The sequence below is a fragment of the Arthrobacter sp. 05T423 genome, assembly GCF_056396245.1.
In genome coordinates this window covers 129,488-140,692 of the sequence record NZ_JBFTLC010000009.1, presented here as the reverse complement: position 1 = coordinate 140,692, position 11,205 = coordinate 129,488, and the positions used below count along the sequence as shown (strand labels likewise).

Below are 11,205 nucleotides of genomic sequence, written 5' to 3'. Positions count from 1 at the left end.
GCATGATGTATTGGGCACGCTCCGTGCCCTGTTCCCTGATCAGCGCGTCCAGGGACTCAACCCACTCGGCGGTCTCTTCCGGATCACGATCAGGCAGCTGGTTAGTCAACCCGCTGAGGATATGGGAGGTATCTTCTCCTGCAGCCACGGCAGCCTCGTTTCATCTTCGAATGTAGGGCTCATGTTTTCGTATTGTGGGAAAACATTCTTGCTATTCGAGATTATCGGGGGCGGTGGATGTGGGTCAAACGCCCGCGCGCACTTCCGGCAGTACTGACTAATACATAACCTAACGGGCGGATTGTGACCGCCAAGGGGGCCGCGGGCACCTTGACCCGAAGGTGATGCAGGTCATACGATGATTTCACCATTCAACAAGTTTATTTCGCGATGTGGAATAACAGCAACTGTCCGCCGATCCATGATCGTCCGACCGAGGGCTCACCACCGCGAAAATCCCAGAACTGGAGAACCAGATGCAGACGACCCCCTCAGTCGGCGTCGAAACGGACGGGCCGACGCTGTTGTCGGGCCAGCCGGTCCATCCCGCCGTCAGCGTCGACGACCTGTGCGAAGCGGCCAGTGCCGCGGCCGGCCGCGACATCAGCCCCAGCCTCTACAACACCGACCTCGCACCCACCAAGCGGCAAGGGCGCCGCTGGACGGCGTACAGCATCTTCACCTTGTGGGCGAACGACGTGCACAGCCTCGGAAACTACGCGTTCGCCGTCGGACTCTTTTCCCTCGGTCTCGGGGGCTGGCAGATCCTGATGGCCCTGGCCATCGGTGCGGCCCTCCTCTTCGTGCTGCTCAGCTTCTCCGGTTTCATGGGGCAGAAGACGGGGGTCCCGTTCCCCGTCATGAGCCGTATAAGTTTCGGCATCCGCGGCGCCCAGCTCGCCAGCCTAATCCGCGGCGCGGTGGCGGTCGCATGGTTCGGGATCCAGACGTTCCTTGCCTCGGTGGTGCTCCGGGTAATGCTGGTGGCCATGGTCCCGTCCCTCCACGACCTGGACACCAACTCCATCCTTGGCCTGTCCACGCTGGGCTGGATCGCCTTCGTGGGGCTGTGGATCGTACAGCTCGTCATCGTCAGCTTCGGCATGGAGATGATCCGCAAATACGAGGCCTTCGCGGGTCCGGTCATCCTGCTGACGATGGTCCTGCTGGCTGTCTGGGTCTTCACCGAGGCGCAGGGCTCCATCCAGTGGACGGGCATCAGGGGCCTCGAGGGCGGTGAGATGTGGCGGACCATTTTCGCCGGCGGTGCCCTCTGGGTGTCCATCTACGGTACGTTCGTCCTGAACTTCTGTGACTTCACCCGGTCCGCCGTGTCCAAAAAGTCCATCGTCCGCGGCAACTTCTGGGGCATCCCGATCAATATGCTCCTGTTTGGCGCCATCGTGGTGGTCCTCGCCGGCGGGCAGTACAAGATCAACGGCACCATCATCGAAACGCCGTCGGACATCGTCCAAAGCATTCCCAACACCCTCTTCCTGGTGCTGGCTTGCCTCGCGATCCTCATCCTGACCGTCGCGGTCAACCTCATGGCCAACTTCGTGGCCCCCGTTTATGCCCTCACCAACCTGTTCCCCAAGCGGCTCAACTTCCGCCGGGCGGCATGGGTGAGCGGTACCATCGGCCTGGTCATCCTGCCGTGGAACCTCTACAACAACCCGCTCGTCATCGTGTACTTCCTGGGTGGGCTCGGTGCCCTGCTCGGGCCGCTGTTCGGCGTGGTCATGGCCGACTACTGGCTGCTCCGCCGCGGCAAGGTGAACGTCCCCGAGCTGTACAGCGAGGACCCGGCCGGGGCCTACTTCTACAAGCGGGGCGTCAACCCGAGGGCCATCATCGCGCTGGTTCCGGCAGCCGTCCTGGCCATCCTCGTGGCCTTCCTCCCTGCGTTCGAGCCGGCCGCACCGTTTGCCTGGTTCTTCGGTGCCGGCGTCGGAGCACTGAGCTACTACGTGATCGCCGACCGCAAGCAGCGCTTTGAGGACGCCGACGGCGAGGCCATCGCCGTCGCCAGCAACCACTAAGAGCCACCCACCTAATTGACTCGCACTTAATGTCGTTTTGAGCGCCCAAAACGACAACAACTGCGAGTCAGTTGGGCCCAACCCCCTCAGGAGCACACCATGCGCATACTCGTCGCCAACGTCAACACCACCCAGTCCATGACCGACTCCATCGCCGCCCAGGCGCGCAGCATCGCGGCGTCCGGCACCGAGATCGTCGGGATCACGCCGCGCTTCGGCGCGGATTCCTGTGAGGGCAACTTTGAGAGCTACCTGGCCGCGATCGCGGTGATGGACCGGGTGGTCAGCTACACCGAGCCCTTCGACGCCGTCATCCAGGCAGGCTACGGCGAGCACGGCCGGGAGGGGCTGCAGGAGCTGCTGGACGTGCCCGTCGTCGACATCACCGAGGCGGCGGCCAGCACGGCCATGTTCCTGGGCCACAAGTACTCCGTGGTCACCACCCTTGACCGCGCCGTGCCGCTCATCGAGGACCGGCTGAAGCTGGCAGGCCTCGACGCCCGCTGTGCGTCGGTGCGGGCCAGCGGGATGGCAGTGCTGGAGCTCGAGGAGGAGCCGGAGCGGGCGGTCGAGGCCATTATCAGCCAGGCGCTGCTCGCTGTCCGGGAGGACAAGGCCGAGGTGATCGTGCTTGGCTGCGGCGGCATGGCCGGCCTTGACGAACAGATCCGGCGGCGCGCCGGAGTGCCGGTCGTTGACGGGGTTGCCGCTGCCGTGACCATCGCGGAGTCCCTGGTCCGGATGCAGCTCTCCACGTCCAAGGTGCGGACGTACGCCACGCCGCGGCCCAAGACCGTCATAGGCTGGCCGCTTGCGGCGAGCGGCGTTCCGGCCACCGCTTAAGGTTCCAACGACTCCAGGAGAAGCAGCATGACCGTTCCACCCACTCCGGGGCGGGTCGCCGTCGTCACCGGCGCCGGTTCCGGCATCGGGCGCGCGGTTGCCCGGCAAATGCTGGCGGACGGCTACCGGGTGGCCCTGGCGGGCCGCCGTGAGCCGCAGCTCCGGGACACAGCGGACGGGCATCCGGAGGCGCTGGCGGTGCCGTGCGATGTCACCGTGCCCGACGACGTCGAGCGCCTTTTCGCTGCCGTCCTCGCACGCTGGGGCCGGGTGGACGTCCTGTTCAACAACGCCGGCGTCTTTGGCCCGGCGGCGTCGGTGGACGAGATCAGCCTGGCGGACTGGGAGGCCACCGTCGCGGTGAACCTGACCGGTTCGCTGCTGTGCGCAGGGGCGGCCGTCCGGGCGATGAAGGCGCAGTCGCCGAAGGGCGGCCGGATCATCAACAATGGCTCAATTTCCGCGCATTCGCCCCGGCCGCGCACCGTCGCGTACGCCGTCACCAAGCACGCCATGACAGGCCTGACCAAGAGCATCGAGCTGGACGGCCGGGAGTTCGGGATCACCTGTGGGCAGATCGACATCGGCAACACGGCCACGGAACTCATGGACACCATCGGAGTCGGCTCGGGGGCGCTCCAGGCCGACGGAAGCCGCAGGGTGGAACCGATGTTCCCGGTGGAGGACGCGGCCCGGGCGGTGCTGATGATGGCGGGGATGCCTCCGTCGGCGAGCGTGGGTTCCGTGGTGATCACGGCCGCGGGAATGCCCTTCATCGGCCGCGGCTAACCCCCCTCCTTCGCGCTTGCTCCCTTCCTTCCTTCCTTCCTTCCGCGCTTTTGTCCACATATCGCGACTTCGGCGCCCTTCAGCGGCGAATATCTGGACAAAAACTCGCGGCCTCGAGGTCCGGCCTGTGGATAACGTCCCGCAGGCCTCGTTAAGGTGCCTCAATGGAGCATGACCAGATTGTCACCGCTGCCCGAGGAAATCAGTAGCCGGCCGTTCGCCGTTCCCGAGGCGGCCGTCGCCGGTGTACCTGCAGGCAGGCTCTTCGCCCGCGACATGCACCGTCCAAGCAGGGGCATCCGCGTGCCCAGGTCGAGCAGCCTGGACCTTCCCGCACTCGTTCGCTCGCACACCGCACTAGATGCGGACATCTTCGCGAGCCTGGTCACCGCGGCGGAAGTCCACGGCGTTCCGCTGCCGCCGTGGGCGGAGTTCAGGCCCGACGACGGCGGGCCGGTGACCGCCGCCGTCGAACCTGTGCCATGGGGCAAGAAAAGCGGACCGCATTTCCGGGAGCCCGGACGGTTTCTGCACCTGTCCCGGGAGAACGGCGGCACGCTTCCGCGCCGGCGCGGCATCGCGGGGCACCGGCTCAAGATCCGCGACGGTGATCTCGTTGAGATTGACGGCCTGCGGCTGACCTCGCTCGCCAGAACTTGGGTTGACCTGGGCTCTGTCCTGCCCATCGACGACCTCGTGGTGGCCGGCGACGCCATCGTCAGCGAGCATGCCAGGCACTTCGGGCCGCCCAAGGTCGCCATGGTGCCGCTGGCGGAGCTGCGGACGTTTGTGGACGGCGCCAACGGCATCCATGGGGTGCGGAAGGCGCGGCTTGCCCTCGATCTGCTGCGCGTCGGTGTCGATTCGCCACCGGAAAGCAAGCTCCGCCTGCTCCTGGACGACGCCGGGCTGCCGGAGTTCACGCCCAACTGCCGCGTGGACGACGTCCTGAACAAGCCGGTCTGGACTGATCTGGGCTGCCCGAGGTTCAGGACGTGCATCGAGTACGAGGGGCTCCATCACCTGACCCCCGGGCAGCAGGCGCTCGACGCGTCCCGGGACCAGCGCGTGTCGGACGCGGGCTGGCGCCAGGTCAAAGTCAACAGCGTCGACATGAGCCGCGGGCGGGAGTGGGTCGTCTCGCGGGTGCGGCAGGCGCTGCGCAAGCAAGGCTGGCAGCGGTAGGAGTTTTTGTCCAGATATCGGCCGCTGAAGGGCCTCTAACCCCCGACAAGTGGACAAAAACTCAATTGTGACTGGCTACACGAGTTCCACATTGTGAAAACTGAATTTCCTCTTGCGGAATTGTGTGACCGGCGTTACGTTGGAAGCAGACCCCGATCCGGGGCTGTTCCCAATTGATAGGTACAGATCAATGAAGATCCCAGATTCCGCGGCGCTGAAGGCGAGTTCGGCGCCGTCGAAGAAGAAGCCCCTGTATAGGTCGCTCTTCTTCCAAATTCTGATCGCCGTCGTGGCAGGTGTCCTCATCGGGCATTTCTGGCCGGACCTGGGCGCTCAACTGAGGCCGCTGGGTGACGGCTTCATCCAGCTCATCAAGATGATCATCGCGCCGCTGATCTTCCTCGTGATCGTCACGGGAATTTCGGCCGTTGGCGACGTCAAGGCGGTCGGAAGGGTAGGAGTCAAGGCTCTTCTCTACTTCACAGCGGCCACACTTTTCGCCCTGGTCTTCGGCCTGATTGTCGGCAACCTCATCCAGCCCGGAGCGGGCCTGCACATCGATCCGAGCACGCTGTCCCAGGAAGCCCTCGACGCCAAGACCGGCCATGCCGTGCCGAAGGACGCGGCGGCGTTCATCCTGGACGTCATTCCCACCAGTGTCATCGGCGCCTTCGCCAACAACAGCCTGCTGCAGGTCCTCTTCTTCTCCGTGTTCTTCGGTGCCGCAATCGTTGTCATCGGCCGCGAGCGGTGCCTCCCGGTGGTCAGTCTCATGGAGACGGTCCTGGAACTCGTTTTCAAGATCATGTCCTGGATCATGAAGGTCGCTCCGATCGGTGCGTTCGGCGCGATGGCCTTCATCATCGGCCAGTACGGGCTGGACACTCTTGGCACCTACGCGATGCTGATCACCGCCTGCTACGGTGCGGCTGTGGTGTTCATCGGGCTCCTGTTCGTCGTGGCCTGGGGATTCGCCCGGGTTCCGCTGTGGCAGTTCCTCAAGTACACCCGCGAGGAATTCCTGCTGGCCCTGGGCACCGCGTCCACGGAAGCCGTGATGCCGCGCATCATGACCAAGCTGACCAATGCCGGCTGCTCCCGGGCCACCACCGGCCTGGTGGTTCCCACGGGCTATTCCTTCAACCTGGACGGCGCGGCGATTTACCTGTCCATCTCCCTGCTGTTCCTCGCCCAGGCCTTCGGCCATCACCTGGACCTCGGCCAGCAGTTGGCGGCCCTCGGTGTCCTGCTGCTCACCTCAAAGGGCATGGCCGGCGTACCCGGCTCGTCCTTCCTCGCACTGTCCGCCACCGCGGCCGCGCTCGGAATCTTCCCGGTGGCAGGCGTCGCCCTGCTGCTCGGCGCCGACCGGCTCATGGACTCCATGCGCGTGGTGGTCAACCTGCTGGGCAACTGCGTGGCCACCTTCCTGGTCTCCAAGTGGGAGGGCCAGTTCGACCGCAGCGTCATGGTCCGGGCGTTCCGCGGCGAGATCACCAACCACGATTCGGCGGTCATGCTCGGTGTGGAGGAGGACTTCCAGGAGCAGGAACTGGAGCGGATCAGCGGGGGCGGGGAGGCGTCGCCCAAGTTCCGCGGCGGTCCGAACCCCGGCGAGATGCCCGAGTTCCAGATGAGCCGGCCGTCCGCAGCCATCAACCACGAATAACGTACGGAGTTTTTGTGCAGATATCGTCCGCTGAAGGCCCTTGAAGTCGCGATATCTGGACAAAAACTCCAGAGGACAGACGGCAGGATCCCGTCCAAGACTGAGCAGTTCAGACTTGGGCGGGATCCTGCCTCGTTAATCGGTCGGCCCGCAAAAGGCGCGGGGCTCAGAGGGGGAGCAGCGCCGACAGGTCCGCCCGGAGGCCCGAGGCGGCCACGCGTCCGGCCCCGACGGCGTCTGCCCAGCTCAGCCGGCCGGTCACCATCGCCAGCCACGTGGCGGCGTCGCACTCGATGACGTTCGGGGGAGTGCCGCGCGTGTGCCGCGGGCCCTCAACGCACTGCGTGACGCCGAACGGCGGGACCCGCACCTCCACCGAATTCCCGGGTGCGCGGGCGGTGACCTCCTCGAGGGAGTACCGGACCGCCGTCGCGATCACCGAACGGGGGACCGCAGGTAACGGGGCGGCGTCCGACGGCGGGACGGCACCTGCCGCCCATTCGTTCAGGGCCGCTTGGCCCTCGGCGGGGTCGATTCTGCGGCGCGCAACTACCACCGGTGCCTCCTTGAAAAGTGAAAAGTTCGTTAGTCCAGCAGCGCCGAGACGGCATGGCCCAAACGGATCTTGCCCACGGGACGCCCACCGCCGAGCACCGGCTCCACCACCTTTTCGAGCACGCTGGACACGCCCGGGATGTCGACGGCTCCGCAGGCAGCCAGCAAGGTCAGTCCGACCAGCGAGGTAGCCCGCAGGTTGCCGTCCAGCACCTTGAGGGCCACGGAGACCCCCTGGGACGTGGCCATGACCAGGACGCCCTCGGCGCCGATTTTGGCGATGACGTCCAGCTCCTCCATCACGACAGTGTTGGCCTCGCCCCTGCCCTGCACCGCCCACGGGTAGTCCAGCATGGAGGTCGCGATGGTGGCGGCGCGGGCGTTTGCGGATTTGTCAGAGGGGGCCTTGGCGAGCAATGAGTAGGCGCGGGCCAGGCCGGTCAGCGAGATGGCGGCGACCGGTGCGCCGCAGCCGTCGATGCCCAGGTGCGCGATCTTCTCGCCGGAATACTCCTCGATCACGGTGCGGATGCGCTGCTGCAGCGGGTGGTTGGGTTCCAGGTAGCTGTGCGTGTCCCAGCCGTTTTCCGTGCAGGCCCACAGGAACGCCGCGTGCTTTCCCGAGCAGTTGAAGGCCAGCCGCGACTTGCCCCGCTCAGACTGGGTCAGCCAGGTCCGTGCCGTCTCGTCCTGCGGCCAGGCGGCGGGGCACTGCAGCTGATCCTCCTTGACGCCCGCGGCCTTGAGCATGCCTTCGACGACATCCATGTGGTCGAGCGATCCCGTGTGGCTGGCGCAGGCGAGGGCCACCTGGGCGCCGCGCAGGGGAACGCCGGACTGCATGGCCGCCAGCGCCTGCAGGGGCTTGAGCGTGGACCGGGCCAGGATGGGGGTATCGATGTCGCCAAGCCGGGTGACCACGTGGCCGTCCGCGGCCAGGACCACGGCCGCCCCGATATGGCGGGACTCCACGAATCCGCTTCGCTCAACCACGGCGAGTTCAACGGCGGAATCCACAGTGAACGTGGCGTGCGAATTTAGGGCCATGGGCCAAGTCTATGGTGCGGCAGCCTACTCAACCGTGACCATGACCGACTGCCAGCCGGAGGCGCCGTCGGGCACGGGATCGGCACGCTTCTCTGTCTGCACGTCTCCGGTGCCGTCCGTGGCGCGGACCTTGATGTAGTGCGAGCCAGGTTTGGCGTCCCAGCTGAAGGACCACTGCCGCCACGTGTCCACGGAGGCCTCGTCCGAGAGCACCGCCTCGGCCCAGTCGCCGCCGTCGATCTGCACCTCGACCTTGGTGATGCCCCGGGTTTGCGCCCACGCGGTACCGCCGACGGCCACCTTCCCGGCCGGCACCCTGGCGAACGATTTGGGCACCTCCACCCGGGCCATCGTCTTGATGGGGCCGCGCTCCGACCAGCCGCGCTGCGTCCAGTAGGCCTTGCTGTCGGCGAATCGGGTCACCTCCAGGTCCACCACCCACTTGGTGGCGGACACGAAACCGTACAGCCCCGGAACCACCATGCGCACCGGGTAGCCGTGTTCCAGCGGCAGCGGTTCGCCGTTCATGCCGATGGCGAGCATGGCGTCGCGGTCATCCTGCAGGACTTCCAGCGGTGTGGACGCGCTGAACCCGTCGATGGAGGTGGAGAGCACCATGTCGGCCCCCGCGATGGGTCTGGCCCGCTTGAGTACCTCGCGGATGGGAAGCCCCAGCCACCGGGCGTTGCCGGCGAGGTTGCCGCCTACCGGGTTCGAGACGCAGGTGAGGGTCACATGGGACTCGATCAGGTCGGCGTCGAGCAGGTCCTGGAACGTGAGCCGGACCTCCTGCTCCACGAGCCCGTGGACGCGCAGTTCCCACTCCCCGGCCGTGATCTCCGGAATGCTGAGGGCGGTGTCGATCCGGTAGAAGTCCTTGCCGGGCGTCAGCCACGGCGTCACTCCGGGCGTGGACGACTGCACCTTGGCGGGCACGGCCGCTGCGGGCCGGGCCGGCGCCGGGAGCCGGAGGGACTCCCTGGCCTGCGCCACATTGCTGCGCGCGGCGCTCAGCAGCCGGCCGCCGGCTGCCCCGATGGCCGCCGCGGCCGCCGTGATGCCTGTCGCCGCGAAGAAGGCCCGCCGGGAGGTGGCCGGGCGCTCCGGCAGCTTGGCCGCCACGTCGGACGGGGCACCGGGGAAGACCTGCAGCCGCCACAGCCGCGACACCAGCAGCCGGAGCACGACCAGCCCCGCCACGGTGCCAAGCAGCGAGGGCACGGCGTCCAGCGCCCTGACGCCGGCGCGGGTCACCACACTGGCCACGATCACCGCGCCCATGAACAGCACGCCAGCGGTGCCCAGCGCCCATCTCCGGTACGCCACCACGCCCAGAACGCACGCCAGCACCAAAATCGTCAGACCCATTCCGGCGAAGAGCGCGGCCTTGTCGTTGGTTCCGAACGTGGCAACCGCGAAGTCCTTCAGCCACGGCGGGGTGAAGTCGATGAACGTCGAACCCAGGGCGATCAGGGGAGTGGCACGGGCCGTAAAGAACGCCCCCGCCAGTTCCGCAACGGAAAGAACGACGGCGGCAGCGGCCACCCCGGCGAGGGCTGCCAACGCCGCTGGTCCCCTGAACCACCTCATGAGCTTCTTCATGACCTTGGTTCGTAGCGGCGGGCTGCCCGGATTGTCCGCCGGTACCAACTGAGGGCCGGTTCCAGCTGAAGACCGGCCACAACTGCGGACCGGTCACAGCTTAGGAGCCAGCACGGTCCACAAAGTACCCTTGGAGACTGTGAAGGTACTCGTCATTGGCCCCGGTGGCCGCGAACACGCCATTGTCCGCTCGCTCCTTGCCGACCCCAACGTTTCCGAAGTCCATGCGGCTCCGGGCAACGCGGGCATCAGCAAGCTCGTCCCCACGCACGCGATCAACGGGAACGATCCGGACGCCGTGGCGGCGCTCGCCACCCGGCTCGACGTCGACCTGGTGGTGGTAGGTCCCGAGGCTCCCCTCGCGGCCGGCGTTTCGGATGCCGTGCGCGACGCCGGGATTCCGGTGTTCGGCCCCAGCAGGGACGCCGCCCAGCTCGAGGCCTCCAAGGCCTTCGCCAAGCAGGTCATGGCCGAAGCCGGCGTTCCGACGGCGATGGCGCTGGTGGCCGCCAATGCGGACGAGGCTGCCGCGGCGCTGGACACCTTCGGTACCCCGTACGTCGTCAAGGACGACGGCCTGGCCGCAGGCAAGGGCGTGGTGGTCACGAACAACCGGGACGACGCCCTGGCCCACGCCCAGAGCTGCTTCGACGCCGGCGGCACCGTTGTGATCGAGGAGTTCCTGGACGGCCCGGAGGTTTCGGTGTTCGTGCTGTGCGACGGCCGCAACACGGTGGCCCTGTCCCCGGCGCAGGACTTCAAGCGCATCTACGACAATGACGAAGGCCCCAACACCGGCGGCATGGGCGCGTACACCCCGCTCGACTGGGCCCCGGAAGGACTGGTCCAGGAGGTCATCGACCGCATCGCCCAGCCCACCGTGGACGAGATGGCCCGCCGCGGCACCCCGTTCGTGGGCGTGCTGTTCGTCGGCCTGGCGCTGACCAAGCGCGGAACGCGCGTCATCGAATTCAACGTCCGCTTCGGCGACCCCGAAACCCAGGCGGTACTCGCCCGGCTCAAGACGCCCCTCGGTTCCCTGCTCCTGTCAGCCGCCAAGGGCGAACTGGACCAGGCAGAAGAGCTGCGCTGGTCCAAGGACACGGCGGTCGCCGTCGTCGTTGCCTCCGAAAACTACCCCGACACCCCGCGCACGGGTGACCGCATCCGCGGGCTCAAGAAGGTGGACGAGCTGGACGGCGTCCACGTGATCCACGCCGGAACCAAGCTCGACGACGAGGGCAAGGTGGTCTCGGCCGGCGGCCGTGTCCTCGCCGTGGTGGCGCTGGGATCCGACCTCGTGGAGGCCCGGGAACGGGCGTACGACGGCGTGGAGCTGGTGCAGCTGGAAGGCGCCCAGTTCCGCACGGACATCGCGGGCAAGGCCGCACGCGGTGAAATCAAGGTGTCGTCCGCCGTCTCAGCCCCGTCGGCTGCCCCGGCCGGCTCCGCTTCGGAAAAGAAGGCGTGACA

The 11,205-nt window shown here is 66.9% G+C and carries 9 protein-coding genes; 6 read left to right on the top strand and 3 right to left on the bottom strand.

All coding sequences use genetic code 11. From position 1 onward, the window contains the following. Positions 1–476: 476 nt before the first annotated feature. The 5 genes from AC1DFE_RS09825 to AC1DFE_RS09805 all read left to right on the top strand — a co-directional run bounded on the left by AC1DFE_RS09825 (position 477) and on the right by AC1DFE_RS09805 (position 6,528). Entirely contained in the window at positions 477–2,042 is a 1,566-nt protein-coding gene (locus tag AC1DFE_RS09825) for an NCS1 family nucleobase:cation symporter-1 (protein ID WP_476905702.1), read from the top strand. Positions 2,043–2,141: 99 nt separating this feature from the next. Beyond that, positions 2,142–2,885, top strand: coding sequence for an aspartate/glutamate racemase family protein (locus tag AC1DFE_RS09820; RefSeq protein ID WP_476905701.1), 744 nt, complete (start codon positions 2,142–2,144; stop codon positions 2,883–2,885). A 27-nt stretch (positions 2,886–2,912) separates the two neighbouring features. Continuing rightward, entirely contained in the window at positions 2,913–3,674 is a 762-nt protein-coding gene (locus AC1DFE_RS09815; protein ID WP_476905700.1) for an SDR family oxidoreductase, read from the top strand. 171 nt (positions 3,675–3,845) lie between these two features. Further along, positions 3,846–4,859, top strand: coding sequence for an endonuclease domain-containing protein (locus AC1DFE_RS09810; protein ID WP_476905699.1), 1,014 nt, complete (start codon positions 3,846–3,848; stop codon positions 4,857–4,859). Positions 4,860–5,049: 190 nt separating this feature from the next. After that, on the top strand, positions 5,050–6,528 hold the full coding sequence (locus tag AC1DFE_RS09805; RefSeq protein WP_476905698.1) for a cation:dicarboxylate symporter family transporter: 1,479 nt from the start codon (positions 5,050–5,052) through the stop codon (positions 6,526–6,528). Positions 6,529–6,694: 166 nt separating this feature from the next. On the opposite strand, the gene AC1DFE_RS09800 is transcribed toward AC1DFE_RS09805, so the two are convergent. The 3 genes from AC1DFE_RS09800 to AC1DFE_RS09790 are packed head-to-tail and all read right to left on the bottom strand — an operon-like array spanning position 6,695 to position 9,732. Next, positions 6,695–7,084 carry a sterol carrier family protein gene (locus tag AC1DFE_RS09800; RefSeq protein WP_476905697.1) on the bottom strand — a complete coding sequence of 130 codons (390 nt, stop codon included), beginning with the start codon at positions 7,082–7,084 and terminating at the stop codon, positions 6,695–6,697. A 29-nt stretch (positions 7,085–7,113) separates the two neighbouring features. After that, positions 7,114–8,130 carry an asparaginase gene (locus AC1DFE_RS09795; protein WP_476905696.1) on the bottom strand — a complete coding sequence of 339 codons (1,017 nt, stop codon included), beginning with the start codon at positions 8,128–8,130 and terminating at the stop codon, positions 7,114–7,116. A gap of 24 nt (positions 8,131–8,154) precedes the next feature. Further along, positions 8,155–9,732, bottom strand: coding sequence for a molybdopterin-dependent oxidoreductase (locus AC1DFE_RS09790; RefSeq protein WP_476905695.1), 1,578 nt, complete (start codon positions 9,730–9,732; stop codon positions 8,155–8,157). A 139-nt stretch (positions 9,733–9,871) separates the two neighbouring features. On the opposite strand from AC1DFE_RS09790, the gene purD reads away from it, so the two are divergent. Next, positions 9,872–11,203: a phosphoribosylamine--glycine ligase gene (gene purD / locus AC1DFE_RS09785; RefSeq protein WP_476905709.1), complete on the top strand. Its 1,332-nt coding sequence runs from the start codon at positions 9,872–9,874 to the stop codon at positions 11,201–11,203. Positions 11,204–11,205 lie beyond the last annotated feature (2 nt).

Coding starts and splice junctions, on each gene's coding strand:
- AC1DFE_RS09805 (WP_476905698.1), top strand. CDS start 5,050: ATGAAGATCCCAGATTCCGCGGCGCTGAAGGCGAGTTCGGCGCCGTCG.
- AC1DFE_RS09810 (WP_476905699.1), top strand. CDS start 3,846: ATGACCAGATTGTCACCGCTGCCCGAGGAAATCAGTAGCCGGCCGTTC.
- AC1DFE_RS09825 (WP_476905702.1), top strand. CDS start 477: ATGCAGACGACCCCCTCAGTCGGCGTCGAAACGGACGGGCCGACGCTG.
- AC1DFE_RS09815 (WP_476905700.1), top strand. CDS start 2,913: ATGACCGTTCCACCCACTCCGGGGCGGGTCGCCGTCGTCACCGGCGCC.
- AC1DFE_RS09820 (WP_476905701.1), top strand. CDS start 2,142: ATGCGCATACTCGTCGCCAACGTCAACACCACCCAGTCCATGACCGAC.
- AC1DFE_RS09790 (WP_476905695.1), bottom strand. CDS start 9,732: ATGAAGAAGCTCATGAGGTGGTTCAGGGGACCAGCGGCGTTGGCAGCC.
- AC1DFE_RS09795 (WP_476905696.1), bottom strand. CDS start 8,130: ATGGCCCTAAATTCGCACGCCACGTTCACTGTGGATTCCGCCGTTGAA.